Origin of the sequence: Actinosynnema sp. ALI-1.44 (genome assembly GCF_001984155.1) — a bacterium.
Lineage (GTDB): Bacteria > Actinomycetota > Actinomycetes > Mycobacteriales > Pseudonocardiaceae > Kibdelosporangium.
In genome coordinates this window covers 452155-473700 of sequence record NZ_MTQO01000047.1, presented here as the reverse complement: position 1 = coordinate 473700, position 21546 = coordinate 452155, and the positions used below count along the sequence as shown (strand labels likewise).

General features: G+C 67.3%; 24 protein-coding genes. 6 read left to right on the top strand and 18 right to left on the bottom strand.

Translation table 11 applies throughout. The features are described 5' to 3' along the window. Nucleotides 1-213 precede the first annotated feature (213 nt). The 13 genes from ALI144C_RS27325 to ALI144C_RS27270 form a co-directional block, all read right to left on the bottom strand. Complete coding sequence (locus tag ALI144C_RS27325) at nt 214-453, bottom strand: helix-turn-helix transcriptional regulator (RefSeq protein ID WP_076990002.1); 240 nt, start codon at nt 451-453, stop codon at nt 214-216. Between the two features lie 46 nt (nt 454-499). Continuing rightward, a complete protein-coding gene (locus ALI144C_RS27320; protein ID WP_076990001.1) occupies nt 500-1354 on the bottom strand; it encodes an ABC transporter permease in 855 nt (284 codons plus the stop codon). Beyond that, nucleotides 1351-2259 carry an ABC transporter ATP-binding protein gene (locus tag ALI144C_RS27315; protein WP_143230893.1) on the bottom strand — a complete coding sequence of 303 codons (909 nt, stop codon included), beginning with the start codon at nt 2257-2259 and terminating at the stop codon, nt 1351-1353. The genes ALI144C_RS27320 and ALI144C_RS27315 overlap by 4 nt, the downstream gene beginning before the upstream one ends. Nucleotides 2260-2318: 59 nt before the next feature. Beyond that, the gene (locus tag ALI144C_RS27310) at nt 2319-3761 is read right to left on the bottom strand and encodes an FAD-dependent monooxygenase (protein ID WP_076990000.1); all 1443 of its coding nucleotides are present in this window, start codon (nt 3759-3761) and stop codon (nt 2319-2321) included. Nucleotides 3762-3781: 20 nt separating this feature from the next. Next, the gene (locus ALI144C_RS27305; RefSeq protein ID WP_076989999.1) at nt 3782-4342 is read right to left on the bottom strand and encodes a TetR/AcrR family transcriptional regulator; all 561 of its coding nucleotides are present in this window, start codon (nt 4340-4342) and stop codon (nt 3782-3784) included. A gap of 83 nt (nt 4343-4425) precedes the next feature. After that, complete coding sequence (gene treZ / locus ALI144C_RS27300) at nt 4426-6111, bottom strand: malto-oligosyltrehalose trehalohydrolase (protein WP_076989998.1); 1686 nt, start codon at nt 6109-6111, stop codon at nt 4426-4428. Further along, nucleotides 6108-8306 carry an alpha-amylase family glycosyl hydrolase gene (locus tag ALI144C_RS27295; protein ID WP_076989997.1) on the bottom strand — a complete coding sequence of 733 codons (2199 nt, stop codon included), beginning with the start codon at nt 8304-8306 and terminating at the stop codon, nt 6108-6110. Before ALI144C_RS27295 ends, treZ begins: the two co-directional genes overlap by 4 nt. After that, nucleotides 8303-10429, bottom strand: coding sequence for a glycogen debranching protein GlgX (glgX, locus tag ALI144C_RS27290; RefSeq protein ID WP_076989996.1), 2127 nt, complete (start codon nt 10427-10429; stop codon nt 8303-8305). Before glgX ends, ALI144C_RS27295 begins: the two co-directional genes overlap by 4 nt. A gap of 73 nt (nt 10430-10502) precedes the next feature. Next, nucleotides 10503-12395, bottom strand: a complete 1893-nt coding sequence (gene malQ / locus ALI144C_RS27285) for a 4-alpha-glucanotransferase (RefSeq protein WP_076990091.1) — start codon at nt 12393-12395, stop codon at nt 10503-10505. Nucleotides 12396-12403: 8 nt separating this feature from the next. Next, nucleotides 12404-12736 (bottom strand): hypothetical protein, encoded by a 333-nt coding sequence (locus tag ALI144C_RS55760; protein WP_168211345.1) that lies wholly within the window; start codon nt 12734-12736, stop codon nt 12404-12406. A 216-nt stretch (nt 12737-12952) separates the two neighbouring features. Further along, the gene (gene ligD / locus ALI144C_RS27280) at nt 12953-13831 is read right to left on the bottom strand and encodes a non-homologous end-joining DNA ligase (protein ID WP_076989995.1); all 879 of its coding nucleotides are present in this window, start codon (nt 13829-13831) and stop codon (nt 12953-12955) included. Continuing rightward, complete coding sequence (ligD, locus tag ALI144C_RS27275) at nt 13824-15257, bottom strand: non-homologous end-joining DNA ligase (protein WP_076989994.1); 1434 nt, start codon at nt 15255-15257, stop codon at nt 13824-13826. Before ligD (ALI144C_RS27275) ends, ligD (ALI144C_RS27280) begins: the two co-directional genes overlap by 8 nt. 17 nt (nt 15258-15274) lie before the next feature. Continuing rightward, on the bottom strand, nt 15275-15775 hold the full coding sequence (locus ALI144C_RS27270; RefSeq protein WP_076989993.1) for a hypothetical protein: 501 nt from the start codon (nt 15773-15775) through the stop codon (nt 15275-15277). Between the two features lie 195 nt (nt 15776-15970). On the opposite strand from ALI144C_RS27270, the gene ALI144C_RS27265 reads away from it, so the two are divergent. Both ALI144C_RS27265 and ALI144C_RS27260 read left to right on the top strand, forming a co-directional pair. Beyond that, nucleotides 15971-16420, top strand: a complete 450-nt coding sequence (locus tag ALI144C_RS27265) for a hypothetical protein (protein WP_076990090.1) — start codon at nt 15971-15973, stop codon at nt 16418-16420. Next, a complete protein-coding gene (locus ALI144C_RS27260; protein WP_076989992.1) occupies nt 16417-17196 on the top strand; it encodes a SigB/SigF/SigG family RNA polymerase sigma factor in 780 nt (259 codons plus the stop codon). Before ALI144C_RS27265 ends, ALI144C_RS27260 begins: the two co-directional genes overlap by 4 nt. Nucleotides 17197-17211: 15 nt before the next feature. On the opposite strand, the gene ALI144C_RS27255 is transcribed toward ALI144C_RS27260, so the two are convergent. Beyond that, complete coding sequence (locus tag ALI144C_RS27255; protein WP_076989991.1) at nt 17212-17451, bottom strand: hypothetical protein; 240 nt, start codon at nt 17449-17451, stop codon at nt 17212-17214. Between the two features lie 290 nt (nt 17452-17741). Between ALI144C_RS27255 and ALI144C_RS27250 the strand changes: the two genes are divergently transcribed. Continuing rightward, entirely contained in the window at nt 17742-17993 is a 252-nt protein-coding gene (locus ALI144C_RS27250) for a hypothetical protein (protein ID WP_076989990.1), read from the top strand. Nucleotides 17994-18001: 8 nt separating this feature from the next. Here the strand turns inward: ALI144C_RS27250 and ALI144C_RS27245 are convergent, their stop codons facing one another. Then, nucleotides 18002-18304 carry a WhiB family transcriptional regulator gene (locus tag ALI144C_RS27245; protein ID WP_076990089.1) on the bottom strand — a complete coding sequence of 101 codons (303 nt, stop codon included), beginning with the start codon at nt 18302-18304 and terminating at the stop codon, nt 18002-18004. Between the two features lie 186 nt (nt 18305-18490). Here ALI144C_RS27245 and ALI144C_RS27240 point away from each other — a divergent pair, with 186 nt between their 5' ends. Both ALI144C_RS27240 and ALI144C_RS27235 read left to right on the top strand, forming a co-directional pair. Continuing rightward, nucleotides 18491-19066 carry a nuclear transport factor 2 family protein gene (locus tag ALI144C_RS27240; protein ID WP_076989989.1) on the top strand — a complete coding sequence of 192 codons (576 nt, stop codon included), beginning with the start codon at nt 18491-18493 and terminating at the stop codon, nt 19064-19066. 106 nt (nt 19067-19172) lie between these two features. After that, nucleotides 19173-19352: a hypothetical protein gene (locus tag ALI144C_RS27235; protein ID WP_076989988.1), complete on the top strand. Its 180-nt coding sequence runs from the start codon at nt 19173-19175 to the stop codon at nt 19350-19352. Nucleotides 19353-19465: 113 nt separating this feature from the next. Here the strand turns inward: ALI144C_RS27235 and ALI144C_RS27230 are convergent, their stop codons facing one another. Together ALI144C_RS27230 and ALI144C_RS27225 are read right to left on the bottom strand one after the other, a co-directional pair. Then, nucleotides 19466-19648, bottom strand: a complete 183-nt coding sequence (locus ALI144C_RS27230) for a DUF397 domain-containing protein (RefSeq protein ID WP_076989987.1) — start codon at nt 19646-19648, stop codon at nt 19466-19468. Between the two features lie 6 nt (nt 19649-19654). Further along, on the bottom strand, nt 19655-20503 hold the full coding sequence (locus ALI144C_RS27225) for a helix-turn-helix domain-containing protein (protein ID WP_168211361.1): 849 nt from the start codon (nt 20501-20503) through the stop codon (nt 19655-19657). 107 nt (nt 20504-20610) lie between these two features. Between ALI144C_RS27225 and ALI144C_RS27220 the strand changes: the two genes are divergently transcribed. After that, the gene (locus tag ALI144C_RS27220; protein ID WP_143230892.1) at nt 20611-20913 is read left to right on the top strand and encodes a hypothetical protein; all 303 of its coding nucleotides are present in this window, start codon (nt 20611-20613) and stop codon (nt 20911-20913) included. Nucleotides 20914-21027: 114 nt separating this feature from the next. On the opposite strand, the gene ALI144C_RS54685 is transcribed toward ALI144C_RS27220, so the two are convergent. Next, a complete protein-coding gene (locus tag ALI144C_RS54685; protein WP_143230891.1) occupies nt 21028-21453 on the bottom strand; it encodes a hypothetical protein in 426 nt (141 codons plus the stop codon). Between the last annotated feature and the right edge of the window lie 93 nt (nt 21454-21546).

The following is a 21546-nucleotide window of genomic DNA, read 5'->3' as shown; positions in this document are numbered from 1 at the left end:
GCCAAACCCGATCTGCTCCGCGAACGCGTCCTGCTCACCCACTGAGCACGACGGGACCAGATCACGGACGGCAGACCACCGGAAGGGGAGGAGCGGCCGGGCAATCGGCCCAGCTGAAACGTTGCCGGGGCGGAACAAGGGCGCGGTCCCGAAGAACCGGTCTGGGAAAGCTGCACACCCCGTCAAGCCGCACAGCCCACCCGAATGGCCTGGTCAGCCCGCCTTTTCCGCGCCGATTCGCGGGAACGGCGCCGTGGAGAAGACCACCTCGACGGCGACCTCGAAGTACTCGGCGATCCGCAGCGCCAGGAAGAGGCTGGGGCTGTACTCGCCCCGTTCGAGGTAGCCGACGGTCTGGTAGTGCACGCCCAGTGCCTCCGCCAGTTGACGGCGTGAGATGCCGCGTTCCGCGCGTAGCATCGCGATGCGGTTGTAGATGACCTCGCCGCTCATGCTCGCCCCACGCATGACCTGGGCACTGTGCCGGACAGCTTGTTCATCAGGTGACCCTCTGCAGTGCCTTCTCCCTACGCTCGGCCACCGCCGCGCCCGACTCCCTGCGCGCCATCCTGCGCAGCACCGCAGGCGCCACCACCAGTCCGATCACCGCCCACAGGCCGAGGACACCGACGGTTTCCCAGTGCCGCCATGAGCCGCCGATCTCCACCACCTCGAGACCGTCGGGCAGCATAGCCGAGCGCATCCCCAGCCCCAGCCAGTAGATCGGGAACACCTGGCCGACCAGCTGCATCCACTGGGGCGCCTCGCTGAGCGGGGTGAAGATGCCGGACACCGCCACCAGGCCCATCACCGGCAGCATCATCAGCCCCGACGTCCGCGGGTTCTCGAACATCGAGCCGAGGATCGCGCCGATCGGCATCGTGGCCACCAGCCCGAGCACCAGGACCCACACCAGGGTCAGCCAGGCGCCTGCCGTGTCGAGTGCCAGCCCGTCGAACAGCAGCATGCCGGGAACCAGGATCATCAGCAGGGTCACCACCGTCAGCCCCGCGATCAGGACGATCTTGCCCACCAGGTAGCCGAACATCCCGTTGGGGATGGCCTTCGCCCGCAGCAGCGTGCCGTCCTCCCGTTCGACCGCCAGGTGCTGCATCACGGTCATCATGCCGTTGAACGCCACGCTCATGCCGACGACGCTGCTCAGCGACATCGTGCCGAGCGAGAAGCCCGTGGCACCCACGGTCGAGTCGCGCATGAAGATCATCACAGTGAGCAGGATGACGTTCGGGAAGATCAGCGCGAAGATGTCCGTCGCGGTGGTGAAGGACTGCTGGAACTCGAACACACCGCGCCGCGCCCCTGATCGGGCGGCGGCCGCGAGGGGCGTGGTCATCGCGTCACCTCCACGAGCTCCCGCTGGTCGGAGCCGTACTGGCCGGACTCGAAGGCCACCACCATCGCCATGTACGTGTCCTCCAGGCTTCCCCCGCGCACTTCCAGGTCACCGATGTCGTCGCCGTGCTGCTTGAACAGGTCGTGCACGAACTTGGTCGCTTCCCGCGTGGAGTGCACGTACCGCTGGCCGTGCAGGGTCCACTTCACCTCGGTCTCGGTGGCCATCTGCAGCGAGAGCTGGTCCGCCGAGCCGTCCGCGATCACCGCTCCGCCTGCCAGGATCAGGATCCGGTCGGCCAGCTTCTCCGCCTCGGCCAGGTCGTGCGTGGTCAGCAGGATCGTGGTCTCGTCGTCGTCGGCCAGCCGGTGCACCAGGTCGTGGAAGTCCCGCCGGGCCGCCGGGTCGAACCCGACCGTCGGTTCGTCGAGGAACAGCAGGTCGGGACGGCCGACGATGCCGATCGCCACGTCGAGCCTGCGCCGCTGCCCACCGGAGAGCTGCCGGACCCGCTTGCCCGCGTGCTCGGTCAGACCGACCACGCTGATCAGCTCGTCGGTGTCCCACGGTCTGCGATAAGGCTCGTAGTACGTGGCCACATGCCCCAGCAGGTCACGCACGCGCCACTTGCCGTGGTCCCGCCATGACTGGAGGACCACCCCCAGCCGCGCACGCCACCTCTCGTCGACGTGCGCGGGGTCCTCCCCCAGCACCGAGACCTCCCCGGCCGACCGCATCCGGAAGCCCTCGAGGATCTCGATCGTCGTGGTCTTGCCCGCGCCGTTCGGCCCGAGCAACGCGAGGACCTCCCCCTTGCGCGCCTGGAAAGTGACGCCCTTCAGCACGTCGTTCGTGCCGTATCGCATCCGTAAATCACGGATGTCGAGTACGAGGTCGTCGCCCATCACGCCCCCTCCCCATCCAATGTCTCGGCCAGAATGTAGCAGGTCTACTACATTTGACACTACATGTCGGTCAGGTAGGCGCGGACGCGATCCGCGTCGGAGGTGACAGTGCCGATGTGACCGTCCGGACGAATGAGGACGAACATCCCGTCGAACTCCTCATAGCCGCCCACACCGGACACAGACCGGACGTGAACACCCGGCCCGAGGTCCCCGGCGGACGCGCCCCCGAAGACGAGCAGCGTCCATTGAGGTCCTTTCAGGACATCGAAAAGCCGCGTTCCTCCATCGAGCAACGCATCGGGCGCACGGTCGCCTGCCCGCAGATGCCCGGGGTTGTCGCGGTCGTCGACGGCCAGCGTGCTGCCGCGATACGTGATGTCGAGCTGGTGAATCGCGGGCGACGACCCGGCGGGAGCGAGCGTCGCCCGGAAACCGCGGTGGTGCAGGGTCGTGCTGAGGTCGAGCACGTCCGCCGCGACCGGGAACCGCTCCTCGTGGTAGGTGTCCAACAGGGACTCCGGCGCGCCACCGAGCACGGCGGCCAGCTTCCAGCCCAGGTTGTAGGCGTCCTGCACGCTCGTGTTCAAGCCCTGACCAGCCGCTGACGAGTGCACGTGCGCGGCGTCACCCGCCAGGAACACCCGACCGGTCCGGAACCGGTCGACCATCCGGACATTGATGCGGTACAACGAGATCCACCGCAGGTCGAACAGCCGGATGTCGGTACGCCCGGACCGCTCGTCCAGCATCTTCCGCACAGTCGCCAGGTTCAGCTCCGGCTCGTCGTCGGGGTCGACCGCGGCAACGAACTGGTAGTGGTCGCTGCCGGGCAGGTTCCACAGGGAGAACCTCTTCGCCAGGTCCCCGCCGGTGAACATGTGGCAGAAGAACCCGTCGATCCCTTCGGCACGGACGTCACCGATCAGCGTGCGTTCGCTTTCCCATGTGGTACCGAGGAACCCGGCACCCGAGTGCTTGCGCACGAAGCTGCGGCCACCGTCGGTGCCGACCAGGAACTCGGCTCGCACGTGTTCGTCGCGGCCGTCGTGTCGCAGGGTCGCGACCACGCCGTCGTCGTCCTGGCCGAAGTCGACCAACTCGGTCGACAACTCCACCCGCCCACCGAGCTCCTCGAACCGGTCGCGCAGGATCTCGTCCGTGCGCCACTGCGGGATGAGCCACGGCATCGGATAGGGCACGTCCGGAGTGCGCCGCGGCAACGGAGAACCGAGCATTTCGTGCAAGGGGCGTTCCCACAGGATCTCCTTCCCGGAGTACATCCGGAAAGCCGGGAACGGTGCGCCACCGGCGAACACGGCGTCGAGCACACCGAGATCCTCGAACACCTCCAGCGTGCGTGGTTGCAACCCCTTGGCACGCGAACCGATGAACAGCTCCGGCGCCTTGTCGACGATCCGGCAGTCGACGCCGCGACGGGCGAGTTCGACGGCAAGGGTCAGGCCGCTCGGGCCCGCCCCGGCGATCAGGACAGGAAGCATCCGGATTTTCCCTCGTTCGCTCAGCGTTGGATCAGGGGAAGCAGTACGCGGTCGACGACCCTGGCGATGAACGCGTCGTCGAACGGCACATCGATGGCCAGTTGACGCATGATCAACGCCTCGGCAACGTCGTGCACGAGTGTCATGTCCACATCAGGCGGCAAGTCACCTCGGGCCACGGCTCGCTGCAGGCACGCGGCGAACGGCGACAGCTCGTCGTCCTCTTGGTGTTCCCGCAGGGCCGCCGCGAGTTCGGGGTCATATCTGGCGGCGCTGATCAGCGCGTTCAGCAGACCGAGGAAGCGGTCGGTGGCCTTGTTCCGCGCGGCTCGCACCACCTCGACCAGGTCCGCTCGTAACTCGCCGGTGTCGGGGATGGTCAGGTTGAACTCGGCGTCGTGGACGTCCAGCGCCGCCTTCACCAACTCGGCCTTGTTGCGCCAGCGGCGGTAGATCGTGGCCTTGCTGGCGCGCGCCCGTGCTGCCACGGCGTCCATGGTCATCGCCTGGTAGCCGACCTCGCTCACCAACTCGGTAGTGGCGTCGAGGATGGCCCGCTCACGCTCCTCACCTCGCACCATCCAGCGCCCCTTCTCCTGAAGTGTACGAAACCGTATCGTACACTTCAGGAGCCGACGTGGGCAAAGAGCGAGCAAGCGTCAGCTCAGCGGGCGACGATGGCGAAGTTCTCCGGCGGAACCACGAGGTCACGGACACCCTGTGACGAGAGCAGCACCTCGCCCGCCGGATGGGGCACGTCGGTCGTGCCCAGGTTGCAGACGAGCTGGATCCGGCCGCGGTGCAGGATCACGACCCGGTCGTCCTGCTCGACCGAGAACGCGTCCAGCCGTGGGTCGGACAGCTCGGGATGTTCCCGGCGCAGCGCGATCAGGGCCTTGTACGTCGACAGCACCGAAGCGTGCGCCGGGTCGTCCACTTCGGACCAGTCGAGCCGGGATCTCACAGCCGTCGCCGGATCCATCGGGTCGGGAACCTCCGACTCGCCCCAGCCGTGCTCGGCGAACTCGCGGCGGCGGCCAGTCCGGACAGCCTCGGCCAGTTCGGGGTCCGGGAAGGACGCGAAGAACTGCCACGGAGTCGACGCGGCCCACTCCTCACCCATGAAAACCATGGGGGTGTAAGGAGAACAGAACATGATCGCGGCGCCGCACAGCAGCACACCCGGCGACACGGTCGCGGACATGCGGTCGCCCTGGGCGCGGTTGCCGATCTGGTCGTGGTTCTGCAGGAAGCACAGGAACCGGTGGCCCGGCGTGACCGCCTTGTCGATCGGACGGCCGTGGGTCCGTTCACGGAAGGACGACCACGTGCCGGCGTGGAAGAACGCGTTCTCCAACGCTGTCTTCAACGCGTTCGGCGCGCCGAAGTCCTTGTAGTAACCCTGGGTTTCACCGGTCAGGAAGACGTGCAACGCGTGATGCAGGTCGTCGCACCACTGCGCCGCCAGGCCGTATCCGCCCGCCGCACGCGGTGTCACGTGCCGCGGGTCGTTCAGGTCCGACTCCGCGATGAGCGAGAGCGGACGCCGTACAGCGACTGCCAGCGCGTCGACCTCCTGTGCCATTTCCTCGAGGAGATGCGTGGCCCGAGTGTCCAGAATGGCGTGGATGGCGTCCAGGCGCAACGCGTCGACGTGGAAGTCCCGCAACCACATCAGCGCGTTGTCCAGCACGTACCGGCGGACCTCGTCGGAGCCGGGTCCGGTGACGTTCAACGCCGGGCCCCACAGGTTGCGCCCGGCGAAGTACGGCCCGAAGCGGTCAAGGAACGCCCCGGACGGGCCCATGTGGTTGTAGACGACGTCCAGGACGACACCGAGCCCACGGGCGTGCGCCGCGTCGACGAACCGCTTGAACCCGTCGGGACCGCCGTACGGCTCGTGCACGGCGCCCCACAGCACACCGTCGTAGCCCCAGCCCGTTGTGCCGTCGAAGGAGTTCACCGGCATCACTTCGACGAAGTCGACGCCCAGGTCCACCAGGTGGTCCAGCTTCCCGATCGCCGAGTCGAACGTGCCCTCCGGCGTGAACGTCCCGATGTGCAGTTCGTAGAGCACGCTGCCGGGCAACGCGCGCCCGGTCCACGCCTGGTCGCTCCATTCGAAGCTCGTGTGGTCGTACACCTGCGACGGGCCGAAAACGCCGTCCGGCTGGCGCAGTGAACGCGGGTCCGGCAGCGGTGTCTCGTCGTCGTCCACGAAGAACGAGTAGTCCGCACCCGTGACGTCCGCACGCCACCAACCACCGGCTTCCTCGACCATCGCGTGGATCTCACCGTCGACACGCACCCGTACCCGGGACTTGCCGGGCGCCCACACCGAGAAAGTCACTCGCCGCTCCGAACCAGAAGTGCCACCGGATACCGGGACAACACCTCTCCCACCAGAACCTCTCGTGAGTGTTGATCGGTGTTGGAATCCGGGTAACCACTCACAAGGATGTCGGTCCAGGTTCCGGGTAGGGTCAGGGTTGTGTCACGCCAGCCGCCGGACCGCTCCAGTCCGACCGGCAGGCGGGTCGCGACGGCGATCAGGCCGTTGCGCGCGAAACCGACCAGGTGCTCGGCGGCCGGGCCGGACGCCTCGATCGGCGTGTAGCCGGTGAACAGGTCCGGGCGCTCCCACCGCAGCCGCAGCGTCCGGGAGACGACGTGGAGTTTCGCCGCGCCGGACTCGTCGATCGGCGGCGGCGCGTCCTCGATCTCGGCCAGGATCTCACGCCGCAGCTCGAAGTCCACCGGGCGCCGGTTGTCCGGGTCGACCAGCGAGTAGTCCCACAGCTCGGTGCCCTGGTAGACATCCGGCACACCGGGCATGGCCAGCTGCAACAGCTTCTGCCCCAACGAGTTCGACCAGCCCGGACCGCGGACGCGGTGGACGAACTCCTCGATCTCACCACCGAGTTCGGCCAGCACGCGGTCCGGCCACGCGGCCACCTCGGCGTCGAACTCGTCGTTGCGTTCCGTCCAGCTGGTGGCGATCTTGGCTTCGCGCGACGCCTTCTCCAGGTAGGCCGCGAGCCTGTCCGCGCTGATCGGCCACGCGCCGACGATCGTCTGCCACGCCAACAGGTTCAGCGTCGGCTCGGACAGCCCGGCCTTGGCCGTCCACCGCCGCACCCGCTCGGCGAACTCGCCGGGCAGCTCGGACAGCACGGCGAGCCGGGCACGCACGTCCTCGGAGCGTTTGGTGTCGTGTGTGGACAGCGCGGTCATGCTCGCGTCGGCCGCCGCGGCCGTCTTGGCGTGGAACTCCGCCACGGGAACGCCGAACCTGCCCGGGTCGCTGCCGACCTCGTTCAACGCCGTGAACCGGTTGTACCGGTAGAACGTCGTGTCCTCGACGCCCTTGGCCATCACCATCGCGGCCGTCTGCTCCACCCGGGAAGTCAGCTCGCCCGACGGGTCGGCCAGCATCCGCTCACCGATCTCCCCGGTCGGCAGGTTCTCGGCGATGCCGTCGGCGACGTACGACCGGTAGACCCCGAACCGGGGCAGGAAGTCGATGACGGCCTGCTCCGGCACACCGAGCCGGGAGATCCGCCGCACCTCGGCCCGCAACAGGTGTTCGGCGACCCAGCGCTTGCGGTCGGCCTCCATCGCGTGCAGGTCCTGGTTTCCCGCCAGCTCGGAGAAAACCGGTTCGCCCGCCGGGTCGATGAACAGCCCGCACACCAGGCGAAGCGCGTCGTATCCCGTGGTTCCGTGCACCGGCCACGTCGACGGCAACGTCTCGTCCGCCCCGAGGATCTTCTCGGCCACGATCCACGCCGACGGTGCCGCCGCGCGCAGCCGCCGCAGGTACTCCCCCGGGTTGGCCAGGCCGTCCGGGTGGTCGATCCGCAGCCCGGTCACCTCGAGGTGCGAGATCCAGCGCAGCACGGCGGAGTGCGTCGCCTCGAAGACCTCGGGGTCCTCCACCCGCACGGCGGCGAGCGTGGTGATGTCGAAGAACCGCCGGTAGTTCAGCTCGGTGTTGCCGCGCCGCCAGTTCACCAGGCGGTAGTGCTGGCGCTCGTGCACCTGCTGCGGTGAACCACCCGAAGTTCCGTCGGCGATCGGGAACCGGTGCTCGTGGTACCGCAGCTCGCCGTCCACGAGGGACAAGTCGTCGAGCGCGTCCGAACCGAGCACCGGGACCAGGACCGGCCCGGTGTCCCAGTCGATGTCGAAGTACTTCGCGTACCGCGACTGCCTGCCGTTGGCCAGCACGTCCCACCACCACGGGTTCGCGGACGGGTCCGCGATCCCCATGTGGTTGGGCACGATGTCGATGACCAGGCCCAGCTCCAGCTCCTGCAACTCGCCGACCAGGCGCATCCGCGCGTCCTCCCCGCCGAGCGCCGGGCTGGCGATCGTCGGGTCGACCACGTCGTAGCCGTGCGTCGAACCCGGTGTCGCGGCCAGCACGGGCGAGGCGTACACCGCCCCGACGCCCAGTGCCGCGAGGTAGTCCGCGATCTCGGCGACCTGGTCGAACGTCATGGCCGGGCCGAGTTGCAGGCGGTAGGTGGCGCTGGGGATCATCGCTGGTCTTCTTCTTCCTCGGCTCGTTGCAGCACGACCAGGGAACGGGCTTCCACCTTGAGGCTGGACTTGGCCGGGATCGTCGGACCTTCGCCGACCTCGCCGGTCGCGGTGTCCACGACGACAGTCCAGTTCTCGGCGTAGTCGCCGTTGGGCAGCGTGACGTCGATGTCCTCGTGGTGGGCGTTGAAGCACAACAGGAACGAGTCGTCGGTGACCTGCTCGCCGCGCTGGTCCAGGTCCGCGATGCCCTCGCCGTTGAGGAACACCACGATGCACCGGCCGAACCCGGACTCCCAGTCCTGTTCGGTCATCTCCTGACCGGACGGAGTGAACCAGCCGATGTCCCGCAGTTCGTCGCTCTTGCGGATCGGCCGCCCGGCGAAGAACCGGCGGCGTCGGAACACCGGGTGCTCGCGCCGCATCCTGGTCAGCGCCGAGGTGAACGCCTTGAGCTCGCCGAAGTCCTCCGCGCGTTCCCAGTCCACCCAGGAGATCTCGTTGTCCTGGCAGTAGGCGTTGTTGTTGCCGCCCTGGGTGCGGCCGATCTCGTCACCCGCGACCAGCATCGGCACGCCCTGCGACAACATCAGCGTCGCGAGCATGTTGCGACGCTGTTTCGCGCGCAGGGCAAGCACTTCGGCGTCCTCGGTCGGGCCTTCGACACCGCAGTTCCACGACCGGTTGTCGTTGGCGCCGTCCCGGTTATCCTCGCCGTTGGCCTCGTTGTGCTTGTCGTTGTACGAGACCAGGTCGTTCAACGTGAAGCCGTCGTGCGCGGTGACGAAGTTGATCGACGCGAACGGGCGGCGGCCGTCGTCCTGGTACAGGTCAGACGAGCCGGTGATCCGCGAGGCGAACTCGCCGAGCGTCGCGGGTTCACCGCGCCAGAAGTCCCTGACCGTGTCGCGGAACTTGCCGTTCCATTCCGTCCACAGTGGAGGGAAGTTACCGACCTGGTAGCCACCGGGTCCGACGTCCCACGGCTCGGCGATCAGCTTGACCTGGCTGATCACCGGGTCCTGCTGGACGATGTCGAAGAACGCGCTCAGCCGGTCCACGTCGTAGAACTCACGGGCCAGCGTCGCGGCGAGGTCGAAGCGGAACCCGTCGACGTGCATCTCGGTCACCCAGTACCGCAGCGAGTCCATGATCAGCTGCAGGGTGTGCGGGTTGCGGACGTTCAACGAGTTCCCGGTGCCGGTGTAGTCCATGTAGAACTTGCGTTCGTCGTCGACCAGCCGGTAGTAGGCGTCGTTGTCGATGCCACGCATGGACAGCGTCGGCCCGAGGTGGTTGCCCTCGGCGGTGTGGTTGTAGACCACGTCGAGGATGACCTCGATCCCCGCCTCGTGCAGGTCACGGACCATCGCCTTGAACTCCTGCACCTGGTTGCCGCGGCCGGTGGCCGAGTACGCCGAGTGCGGGGCGAAGAACCCGATCGTGTTGTAACCCCAGTAGTTGCGCATGCCGCGCTCGAACAGCGCGTGGTCGGTGATGAACTGGTGCACCGGCATCAGCTCGACCGCCGTCACACCCACCTTCTTCAGGTGCTCGATGACCACCGGGTGCGCCAGGCCCGCGTACGTGCCGCGGATCTCCTCCGGCACGAACGGGTGCTGCAGTGTGAGGCCGCGCACGTGCGTCTCGTAGATGACCGACTCGTTGTACGGGATCTTCGGCAGCCGGTCGTTGCCCCAGTCGAAGTACGGGCTGACCACGACGCCCAACGGCACGTGACCGGCGGAGTCGGCGTCGTTGCGGCCGTCCGGCTCGCCGAACGGGTAGCCGAACAGCGACTCGTGCCAGTCGACGTTACTGCCCGCGACCGCCTTGGCGTACGGGTCGAGCAGCAGCTTGTTCGGGTTGCAGCGCATGCCGTTGGCCGGGTCGTACGGGCCGTGCACGCGGTAGCCGTACAGCTGACCAGGGCCGACAGTCGGCAAGTAGCCGTGATGCACGAACCCGTCGACCTCGGGCAGTTTGATCCGCTTCTCCGTGCCGTCGTCGTCGATCAGGCACAGTTCGACGAACTCTGCCACCTCGGAGAACAGCGCGAAATTCGTCCCGGCGCCGTCGTACGTGGCGCCGAGCGGGTAAGGGGTTCCTGGCCAGGGCCGCACACTCGCTCCTCGTGTTGCTTTGCGATGACCCTAGAAGGTGTCACCGCGCTACCCGTCAGTGGCACGGGAGATGTCACCCAGGGTTCGCTTCCAGAGCGTGCACGACTCGCCGTACGCCCGGTTGTGAGAACAATTGCTCCACCGGTACCGGCAAGGGGATCCGCCAGTTCGGGTACTCGTCCACCGTACCCGGCAAGTTGGGTTGTCGCAGGTCACCGAGCGCGTCGGAGGGTGATGTGAGGACCAACGCGCTGCGGGCGCGGGTGAGCACGGCGTGCATGGCCACCAGGATCTCGTCTTCCGCGGCGTCCTGCGACTCCAGCACACCCTCCTTGACCAGGAAGGCGATCAGATCCCTGCGTTCGGCGGCCACCCGTTCGTACTCCTTCCCGGCGTCGTCGACGAGCCCGAGGTCCGCGCGGACGCGGACGTTCTCCGCCTCGAGGAACCCGGCCGCTGTCGGCAGGTCGTGGGTGGAGATGCTCGCCATCGACGCGGGTTCCCACGAACGGATGGGCACAAACGGGTGACCATGTGCTTCGTAGTCACGCTGGAAGTAGAGCACGGCCGAGGAGAGCATGCCGCGCTCGTGCAACGTGGTCGTGACGTGCGGCTGGACCGTGCCGAGGTCCTCGCCGACCACGACGGCCGAGTGCCGGTGTGCTTCCAGGGCGAGGATGCCCAGCATGGCCTCGCTGTCGTAGTGCACGTACGTGCCACGGCTCGGCGGCTCGCCCGGTGGGATCCACCACAGCCGCCACAGCCCCGCGACGTGATCCACCCGGATTCCGTCGCCGTGCTTGAGCACACTTCGCAAAACTTCGATGAACGGTTGGTATCCCGCCGCCGCGAGCTTGTCCGGACGCCACGGTGGCAGCCGCCAGTCCTGACCCTGCTGGCTGAAGGCGTCCGGGGGCGCGCCGACGGTCACACGCGGGGCGAGCACGTCCTGCAACGCCCACGCGTCCGCTCCGCCCAGGTCCACCCCGACCGGGAGGTCGTGCACGACCCCGACGGACATGCCGCTCGCGGCCGCCCGCGCGGCGCCCAGTTGCTTCTCACACACCTCCTGCAACCACGCGTGGAAGGCCACCCGCGGCGCCAGTTCCCTACGCGCGGCAACGACATCCGGGCTGTCGGGGTGCCGAAACCCGGACGGCCACTCGCGCCAGTCGCCGCCGTGCTTCTCGGCCAGCGCGCAGAAGGTCGCGTAGTCCCGCAGCCCCGGTTCGAGTTCGCGGATCTCGCCGGGCCACAACAGGTCCAGTGCGGCCACTTTGGCCGCCCACACCGCGTCGTAGTCGATCAGGTCGCCGATCGGGCCCGGCGCGAGCGCGAGCACGTCCGACCGCACGGCAGGATCGGCGGCGCGGAACTCGTCGGTGTCGGTGACCTTGATGTACAAGGGATTGGCGAAGCGGCGGCTGGACGGCGAGTACGGCGAGCGGTTCACCGGCAGGGTCGGCACGATCGCCTGCACCGGGTTCACCAGCAGCACGCCCGCGCCGTGTCCCTGCGCCTGGCGGGCGAACGACGCCAAGTCACCGAAGTCGCCCATCCCCCACGACTCCCGCGAGTGCAACGCGTACAGCTGGAGCATCCAGCCCCAGGCGCGCGGAACGTCGGGCAGGCGCGCGGGCGTCACCGCCAGTGGGATCTCCCGGCCATCGGCCTCCAGCACGTGCCAGCCCAGCGGGAGATCGGCGGGCAGCCGGTCGGCGATGTCGAGCCGCGCGCCGTCCTCGGTGCGCAGCAGGCCGCGGCCTGTTTCGTAGCGAGTGCCCTGCCGGACGACGATCGTGTCCGGCAGTCCCGGGCGTTTCGGGGGCGCGCCCGGGTCCACTTCGAGCTGTTCGAGGATCGCGAGCACGACGGCTCGGTCCACTTCGACCCGGCGCTGGTCCGCGTCCTCGTACCAGGTGGCTACGCCGTGGGCGCTCGCCAGCGCCGCCAGGTGTTCGTCGATCGAGTCGCTCAGGAGAGGTCCTTCTTGGCCGACGGCGGGGTGAGCCGTTCGCGTGCGGTGGTCAGTGCGACCCTGGCCTGGCTCAGTTCGGAGGCTTCGAGGTGCTCCTCGGCGGCGTGCACCGCCTGGACCGCGGCCGCGACCAAGCAGGTCTCCCCGATCGCGGCGGTGTGCGCCAGCGCGCCGTGCAGGTTGTCGTTGACCCTGCGCATCGCGCCGAGCATCTCGGTTCGCTCGGACTGTGCGACTTTCTGCAATTCCACCAGAGCGGTGTCGACGGCACGGCGCAATTGCAGTCCCGGCGTCAGAGCCAGTACCGGCCGGGGCAACTCCGTGTGCACACGTCTTTGCTCCGGCGGGGTTCTGGGTCTCGTCGCACCGATTGATACGACGGAAGAACGCTGACGGGACATCGTGAACCACTCCTTCCGGCCGATCCCCGTTCGGGAGATTACCCCTGTTTTCCACCCGCGCTACCCACCAACCGCGTCGTTCGCTGAAACGTGTGGGCGAGGGTGAACCACACGTTTCCTACTCGTGTCGGCGTAATCGTCCGGTCATTCCGCCGACACCCGTCGATAACCGAGCAGATCGCCCATTTCACCGACCCTGGCGCGCACCTCGTCCGCGGTGAACGTCAGGTCGTCCACGTGCTCGCACTCCTCCACTTCCTGCCAGGTCACGGGCGTGGAGACGGTCGGCCGCGGCCGGGCCCGCAGCGAGTACGGCGCGATCGTGGTCTTGGCCGGACGGTTCTGGCTCCAGTCGATGAACACGCGTCCGCCGCGCTGCGCCTTGGCCATCGTGGCGACAACCTGTCGCGGGTACTCCCGCGCTAATCGCTCAGCCAGTTTGCGCGAATACGCCCCCGTGTCGATCTCGCCGGGCTCGACCGGGACGTAGAGCTGCATCCCCTTGGACCCACTGGTCTTCGGGAACGCCTCGTAGCCGCCCTCGGCCAGTTCCTCCCGCAGCCACAGCGCGACCTGGCAGCACTCGACGACGGTCGCGGGCGGGCCGGGATCGAGGTCGAACACCAGCAGGTCCGGCTCGCCGCCCACCTTCCACTGTGGAACATGCAGCTCCAGTGCGGCCAGGTTGGCCACCCACACCAGCGTCGGCAGGTCCTGGACCAGCACGAAGTCGAGCGACTCGTTGCCCTGGCTGCTGCCGGGCGTGGCCAGCCGCTCGGTGCGCACCCACTCCGGCGCGTGCCGGGCCACGTTCTTCTCGAAGAACGACTGGCCGTCGACCCCGTTGGGATACCGGCGCAGCGTCACCGGGCGGTCGCGCAGGTGCGGCAGCAGGACGGGCGCGATCCGGGCGTAGTAGTCGATCACCTGCGCCTTGGTGAAGCCGCTCTCCGGGTAGAGCACCTTGGTCATGTTGGTCAGCTTCAGCGTGCGGTCCTCGACCTTCACCAGCTGGTCAGCCATTGAGCTCCACCTCGTCCGGTGACTTGTCCGCGCGCAGGCCGCGCCAGACGGGCGCGCGCATCCGACCGTCGGTCGTCCAGATCCGGAACACCACTTCCCCGACCAGTTCCGGCTCGACCCACTCGGCGCCGCGGGCCCGCTCCGGCGGGAGCTTGCCGTTGAACGGTGACGTCCGACGCCCCAGGGGGCGCAGCCGTTCGGTGAGCGACTCCAACTCCGCGTCGGAGAACCCCGTTCCGACCGAACCGACGAACCTGAGACCACCCTCATCGGGTACCCCGAGCAACAACGCGCCAAGCACGCCCTCACGGCGTCCTTCCCCGGGACGCCAGCCGCCGATGACCACTTCCTGCGGCCGCACGTCGGCGACCTTGATCCACGCCGGGGACCGGCCGGGAACGTAACGCGAGTCGAGGCGCTTGGCGATCACGCCTTCCAGCCCCTGCTTCCTGCTGGCCTCGAGCACCGCGTCGCCGTCGGCGGGGTAGGACGGCGCCGTGTACCAGTGGCTGCCCTTCAGCTCGAGCTTCTCCAGCAACGCCCGGCGGTCGGCGAACGGCAGCTTCAGCAGCGACCGGCCCTCGAAGTGCAGCAGGTCGAACAGCAACAGGCTGACCGGGGTCTGGCCGACGAGCTTGCGCGCCTGCGCCGCGTTGCCCACGTGCATCCGCTTCTGCAGCTCGGCGAAGCTCGGTTTGCCCCCGGCGAACGCGACGATCTCACCGTCCAACCAGGCCTGCGCGCTGCCCAGCTGCTTGCCGAGGTCGGCGAGCTCCGGGTAGGTCGTCGTGACGTCGTTACCGGCGCGGCTGTAGATCTGCAGGCGGCCACCCTCCACCCGGACGAGCGCGCGGACGCCGTCCCATTTGAACTCGTACGCCCATTTGTCGCTCTGACCCGCGGGCGGCATCGGGCCGATCGTGGCCAGCATCGGCTTCATCTCGTCCGGCAGCGGTCGCCAGTTCGGGTCCTGCGGTGCGCCGCGCCTGCGCACGATCCAGCCCTCGCTGCGCTTCAGGAATGTGAAGTGGCCGTCGACCCGGCCGCCGTGCAGGACCACGTCGACCTCGTAGTCCTCCCACTTGAGCGTTTCGTACGTACCCCGGTCCCAGATGGTCATCTTCCCGGCGCCGTACTCGCCCTTCGGGATCACGCCCTCGAAGGTCGCGTATTCCATCGGGTGGTCCTCGGTGTGCACCGCGAGGCGCACGGTCTTCGGATCGGTCGGCAACCCCTTCGGCACGGCCCACGACACGAGCACGCCGCCGCGTTCCAGACGGACGTCCCAGTGCAACTGGCGTGCGTGGTGCTCCTGGATGACGAACGTGTCGTCGTCACCGTGCGGAAGCGCGGCATCGGCTGGTACGGGTTCCGGCGTGCGCGCGGCGTCGCGCTTCTTGCGGTACTCCGTCAGATCGCCCGGCACGTCTCCAACCGTACGCGTCAGGCGGCCAGGCCCGCTCCCCTCAGCCAGTCCGGGGCGTCCACGCCCTGCTCCTCGCACCACTCGAGCATTCCGATTGTCCACAGTAGAGCGTGCACGACCACTTCGAGCGTCGCTTCGAGGTCGATGTCACGCAACGCGAGCTCGAGCTGGAACCTGGTGTCATCCGGATGGCCGTTGAGCTCGGCGAGCAGCGCGCGGATGGTCGCGCGCAGTGGCGGGTCGAGGTGGTCGATCGCCACCGCGTTGTCGGTGTCGTCCCTGATGTCGACGGCGAAGAGGGTGTGCGCGGGGACGTCGCCCGCACGCAGCCCCACCATCTCGACCGCGGCGGTGATCAGCTCGCCGACGACCTGGTGCGGCCCCGGCCCGCCCGCCTCACGCTCGGCCAGCAGCCGGTCGAGCGCGTCGACCAGCCCGGTCGTGTCGCCGTCGCGGGCCATCGCGACCAGGGCTCTCGCGCGGGCCCGAATCTGCACGAGCGGACACTCGTCCCTCATTCGTCCACCTCCCCAGGCGTGCGGTTCACCCGGATGATCGGAGCAGGACCCCCAGTAGTTACCCGCTTCATCTCCGGTTCAACCATTCACCGCATCTACCTGCGGTCGCCGCTACCGACGGTCACACGCGTTTGCCGGAACGGGCGTGTGGTTAACCAGCCGACCAGTTGCCATACCAAACGAGGGGCGGTGATCATGACTGCGGCCAACAAGTCCTTCGTGGACAGTTCGGTTGACGTCGGTGACATCGAGCTGAGAGTTCCGGCCGAGGCGCGCTACCTGCCGATCATCCGGTCGCTGGCGGCCACGATCGCGATGCGCGAGGACTTCGACCTCGACTTCGTCGCCGATCTGAAGCTGGCCGTCGACGAGGCGTGTTCGATGCTGGCCGCCGCCGCGTGGCCGGGCACGGACCTGCGCTGCCGGTTCCGCGTCGCCGACGACGCGATCGCCATGCAGGCCACCGCGCTGTCCACAGTGGAGGGGCTGCCGCTGGACACGAACTCCTTCGGCTGGCGGGTGCTGACCACGCTCACCGACAGCGCCAGCACCAGGGTCGAGCAGGTCCCCGGCGGATACCGGGTGCTCATCGAGCTGAGCAAGCGGGGGCCGCACCCCGCTGATCCAAGGATGGGTGGGGCGTGACGACACGAGCGAGAACCAAGAACAGCTACGAGCACCTGGCGCCCCTGTTCGTCGAGCTCGCCGCGCTGGCCGAGGACGACCCGCGCCGCACGGAGCTGCGTGACGAGCTGGTCACCGGTCACCTGCCGGTGGCCGAGCACATCGCCAGGCGGTTCTCGCACCGCGGTGAGTCGAACGAGGACCTCGTCCAGGTGGCGACGGTCGGCCTGATCAACGCGGTCGACCGGTTCGACCCCGAGCGGGGCACGGACTTCCTGTCGTTCGCCGTGCCGACCGTGATGGGCGAGATCCGCCGGTACTTCCGTGACTCCAGCTGGTCGGTGCGGGTACCGAGGCGGCTGAAGGAACTGCATCTGGCCATCACGGCGGCAGGCAACGAACTGTCGCAGCAACTCGGTCGCGCGCCGACGCCGAGCGAGATCGCCACCCGGCTCGGCATGACCAAGGACGAGATCTACGAGGGTCTCGAGGCGGGCAACGCGTACCACTCGGTGTCGCTGGACGACATGCTGACGCAGGACTCGGACAACACCTCCCTCGGTGAGATGCTGGGTGAACCGGACTCGGCGATGGAAGGCGTGGAGAACCACGAGTCGCTGCTGCCGCTTGTCCGCGAACTACCGGAACGGGAACGGACCATCCTGCTGTTGCGGTTCTTCGGCAACCTCACCCAGACCCAGATCGCCGAGAAGGTGGGCATCTCGCAGATGCACGTCTCCCGGCTGCTCGCGCGGACCCTGCAGAAGCTGCGCGACGGCATGCTGGAGCCCGAGTAACCGTCCCCAGCCGTCTCACCGCGCCGACGCGAGCAGGTTCACGTCGGGAATGGCCAGAACCGCGGCCAACGCGAGCAGTCCGCCGACCGTGCCGACGATCGCGATCGTGCCGCCGACCTGTTGAACAGCCAGCAGGCCCTGGCCGGTGGCCAGACCGGCACTGCCACCGAACTGCTTGATCAAGTTGAGTCCCGCCGTGGCGGCACCGATGTCCCCGCCGGTCGACGGCGGTCTGGGCGACCATCGCGATCCCACCCATCGACGGCGCCGCGCCGATGCCGATGAGCGCCGTACAGACCAGGGTGAACCACAGCGTAATCCCGCTGCACAGCAGCGCGAGCGGCGCTGAACCCACCACGACGAGGACCGCACCGGCGGCCGAACACCTGGTGTCATGTCCCTCCGGCACGCCGTCCTGGCCACGCTGTTGCCCGGCCCGCAGAGCGGGTACGACCTGGCGAAGAAGTTCGACGAGGTCATGCGGGGTGTCTGGTACGGGTGCCGCAACCAGATGTACGGCGAACCGGACGGTCCGGGACGAAACGATGCTCAGGGCGCTCCTGGTGTCCACACTGGAGACCGACGACGGGCTGAAAGTGCTGGCGCGTGAGGCGAACGTGCTGCGGACGGAGCTGCACGCACTGCGCGGCTACCTGGAAACCCTGTCAGCGGAGGCGGAAACGGATCCGATGGTGCTGCTGGGCCTGTCGCTGCGCACGCACTTCCTGGAAGGAATGCTCAAATGGACAACGGACGCGGCCCGGCAGTTCCGGGCCGCGTCCGCTGCGCGGGGGTGAGTCCTGGTTTACGCGGCAGGCTGGTGCTGCTGACGGGACCGCTTGGCGAAGATGGCGCGGCGTTCGTCCTCGTCGAGTCCACCCCAGACACCGAACGGCTCTCGCGCCTTGAGCGCGTGCTGCCTGCACTGCATCATCACGGGGCAGTCATGGCACACCTGTTTCGCCCGGGCTTGTCGCATCCGCCGGGCCGGGCCGCGCTCGTTGTCGGGGTGGAAGAAAACCGCAGACTCCTGGCCACGGCAGTTGCCCTGAAGCTGCCAGTCCCACTGCTCGACCACTGGCTTGGGCAGTCGCTTCGTGTAAGTCATGGTGTCTCTCCCCACCCGGTCAACTCCGTCGTGAGGCCCGGGTACCCAAGCACATGCGAGACCTAACCACCCAAAAACCCAACCGGGTGGTGTGACGCCACCCACGGTAATACCGATCGACCGTCATCGCCGATTGCCGCCCACCGGGCCACCATGGAAGTAGGCGTCGAAACGGAGGTAGCAGCGATGAATGCGCGCGTAGAGGACAAGCAGGCCATCTCGGACCTGATGACCGGGTGGATCCACCGCGACCTGGACGAATGGGACCAGGTGCGCGGGCTGTTCCACCCCGGCGCCAGGATGGAGATCGCCTGGTTCGAAGGCCCGGCGACCGACTTCGTCGACGCCTCGGAGCGGATGAGCCACTCGGACCTGCGCAGCAAACACCTCATCGCCAACCCGGCCATCACGTTCAACGGCGACAAGGCCGTAGTGGAGACCAACGCGATGCTGATCGGCGAGAACATCGCGCTGAGCCTGGGCTTCACCGTTCACAGCCGATTCATCGACCGGGTCGAGAAACGCGACGGCGCATGGGCAATCGTGCACCGCTTCAGCGTCTACGACAACGGGACGTTCACCTTCCCGCTCGGCCTCGTCGACATCGACCAGGCCGTCGTCACGAAGTACCCACGCGAATACGCCGCACTCGCCTACGTGCTGGAGAAGTCCGGTTACCCGATCGACCGCGTGTTCCCCACCAGGGGCAGCGACCTGGAACGCGAGATCAAGGACGCCGCGGCCAAGTGGCTGGCCGCCTGAACTCGTCGCGAAGGCCGCTCCTGCGACAAACCACTCGGCAGTCCTCCCAGTCGTACATACGCGGTGGAGGGATGGCCTTGAGGGCCTCGTCAGCGAAGTCGCCGCCATGCGCACGGCGATGGCGCAGGTCGCCGACTCGGTCACCGGTCCGCGGCACGGCATCGCCGACGCGGAGACCGCGCATGAAGTCGCACCCAAGTACGAGTTCGAAACTTCCCTGCGGGTCATCGTCGACCGCCCCGGCGACCACGAGTCACCGTCGCCGACAAGTTCGGTGCGGACCTGATACTGGGCATCAAGATCAACACAGGGCTCGACATGCGGACCGGCTGTCATCTGACAGCTGTCGCGCACCAGCGCGGCACCCCCACCATTCCGGAGTACGGCGGATAGAACGGATCACTTCACGCTGGTCAGGAACCGCTCCCATGACTGTGACGGAATCATCAGGTGACCGGCCTGCCTGGCCTTGGTGTCACGAACAAGGACCTCACTGGGAGGTGTCGCCACCTCAACGCAGTTGGCCGTATTGGGCGAGTAACTGGACGTACGCCAACGTAAAGAGCCAAGGTAGCTCGTCATGCGCAGTCAACTCCTGTGCTCGCGGATCTTCTGCTTCAGGATCGACATCGACTCGTGGAACCCAAGACTGTTGGCTGTCAACTGGGTCCACGCGTACCGGTACGCGTCGACATCAACCTGATCTTCAAGATATAGGCCGCCAAGCAGCGTGTCCAAGCTAGCAAAAGTTGCACCGTCCTTCAGGTTGTAGAGCGAGAACGGAATGCCCATCGCCGCATGTCCAGGCAAGGACAGGGGCAGAATCTGTACCGTCGCGACACGCTCCTCCACGAGTTGTACGACGTGCTCCAACTGAGCCGCCATCACCTCCTTACCGCCAACCGGGTGCATGAGCGCCGCTTCGTTGATGACAGCCCATACCTCGGTGCCAGCCTCCCGCGCCCTGTCTTTGCGTTCCATCCGTAGATCGCCGCGTTGCTCAAGCTGTTGCTTGTCAACAGTCGGATTGGCCAACTGAAGGAGTGCCTCGTAGTACGCACGGGTCTGGAGCAGACCGGTGATCACGTCGATCGTGAAGACGTTGATACTTCGTGAGTCAGCTTCCAACTCAAGCAGATCGGCCAACTTGGGAGTGAGTTCGGCAAGGTACTGGTGCCACCAGCCACGTCGACGGCTCTGCCGCGCAAGCTCGGCGAGGGAGTTCGCCACGTCCTTGTCGACGCCGTACGCCTCGCACAGCGTCAGAACGACATCACCGGTGATACCCATCTCCGCGCGCTCGGTCCGCGACAGCTTGCCCTTGTCGTAGTCCGTGCGTTCAGCGACTTGGTCGAGCGTGAGTCCGGCCTGCGCTCGCAACCGCTTCAACGCTTCGGCGACTCGTCGACGCCTCAACGGCGGAACATTGGCGGCCACGGCAGCACCCCGATCGAGTGAAAACAAGGCTTGTCGATCCACAACTGTTGCGAATCGGCATCATCAGGGTCAGTCTAGTCCCCAGGCATCGACCGACTGGAGGCCCCGTGTCCACAATGAACCAACAGCTCACCGACGACCTGCGCAACGTCGACTTCACCACGCTGGTCAGCCGGTTCGTCACCGATCAGGCGCCGCGCGTGTTCGCGGTCGTGGTCGAGTACGGCGAACAGACCGACGCGGAGATCATCGGCTGGGGCATGGAACTCCCCTGCGGCGCGTACATGGTGACCACCGACGGTCGGAACCAGTACGTGTTGACCGAACCGGAGCACGCACTTCGCTATGTCCACAGCCGTACGAACACCACCCCGCACCTCGTCTGGGCAACACCCAACCCGGACAAGTGACCAAAAAGGACGGAAACGACCGGGAACGCACTCGTCGAGGACGAACTGGCCATCTCGGGGATGACCTCGAAAAACGGCGACCGTCAACTCGGCGCCGCGACCACCGAACGACGATCAATCCTTTCCTGGTTCCAATCCGGCATCGATTCCAGCATCTTCGTATGCCTTGACCTTCTCAAGGCACAGACCGCAGCCACTGCTTCCGTCACAACGAAAATGGCTGTCCAGAATGACGCTACCAGGCTCGTTCGGGGATCGCGGGATCGGCGCGCCTTGGGTAGTTTCGTTCACAACGCCGCGCAGATCACCCAGGACATTCTGCGCTATCCCTTTCTCGCTGCCGACATCGAGCACCTCGACGAGCTCGTTGCCGAACCGGTTGAACGCGCCGACCAACGGATCTACCACCTCACGCCAGTGAGGCCGATTGGCGGTCCACAGACCAGGGGGAACCCGAAGCCAGTCGGCGCGTTCCACTTCGACTGACTCTTTGACCTCCTCGACTATTTCGCCGCCGACCAGCGAGCTGATAACTCCCACGATCGTGGCACCCGCTGCGCCCGCGAGTCCAGCGGTCGCGGCGAACGGCAGCGCGATCAGGGAACCGATGACGGCGTTCGCGATATCCTTGCG

Bases quoted from the DNA above. Each gene is read 5' to 3' on its own strand.
- ALI144C_RS27325 (WP_076990002.1), bottom strand. From the start codon at position 453: ATGAGCGGCGAGGTCATCTACAACCGCATCGCGATGCTACGCGCGGAA.
- ALI144C_RS27320 (WP_076990001.1), bottom strand. From the start codon at position 1,354: ATGACCACGCCCCTCGCGGCCGCCGCCCGATCAGGGGCGCGGCGCGGT.
- ALI144C_RS27315 (WP_143230893.1), bottom strand. From the start codon at position 2,259: ATGGGCGACGACCTCGTACTCGACATCCGTGATTTACGGATGCGATAC.
- ALI144C_RS27310 (WP_076990000.1), bottom strand. From the start codon at position 3,761: ATGCTTCCTGTCCTGATCGCCGGGGCGGGCCCGAGCGGCCTGACCCTT.
- ALI144C_RS27305 (WP_076989999.1), bottom strand. From the start codon at position 4,342: ATGGTGCGAGGTGAGGAGCGTGAGCGGGCCATCCTCGACGCCACTACC.
- ALI144C_RS27295 (WP_076989997.1), bottom strand. From the start codon at position 8,306: ATGATCCCCAGCGCCACCTACCGCCTGCAACTCGGCCCGGCCATGACG.
- ligD (WP_076989995.1), bottom strand. From the start codon at position 13,831: ATGGCTGACCAGCTGGTGAAGGTCGAGGACCGCACGCTGAAGCTGACC.
- ALI144C_RS27270 (WP_076989993.1), bottom strand. From the start codon at position 15,775: ATGAGGGACGAGTGTCCGCTCGTGCAGATTCGGGCCCGCGCGAGAGCC.
- ALI144C_RS27265 (WP_076990090.1), top strand. From the start codon at position 15,971: ATGACTGCGGCCAACAAGTCCTTCGTGGACAGTTCGGTTGACGTCGGT.
- ALI144C_RS27250 (WP_076989990.1), top strand. From the start codon at position 17,742: ATGCTCAGGGCGCTCCTGGTGTCCACACTGGAGACCGACGACGGGCTG.
- ALI144C_RS27245 (WP_076990089.1), bottom strand. From the start codon at position 18,304: ATGACTTACACGAAGCGACTGCCCAAGCCAGTGGTCGAGCAGTGGGAC.
- ALI144C_RS27240 (WP_076989989.1), top strand. From the start codon at position 18,491: ATGAATGCGCGCGTAGAGGACAAGCAGGCCATCTCGGACCTGATGACC.
- ALI144C_RS27235 (WP_076989988.1), top strand. From the start codon at position 19,173: ATGCGCACGGCGATGGCGCAGGTCGCCGACTCGGTCACCGGTCCGCGG.
- ALI144C_RS27230 (WP_076989987.1), bottom strand. From the start codon at position 19,648: ATGACGAGCTACCTTGGCTCTTTACGTTGGCGTACGTCCAGTTACTCG.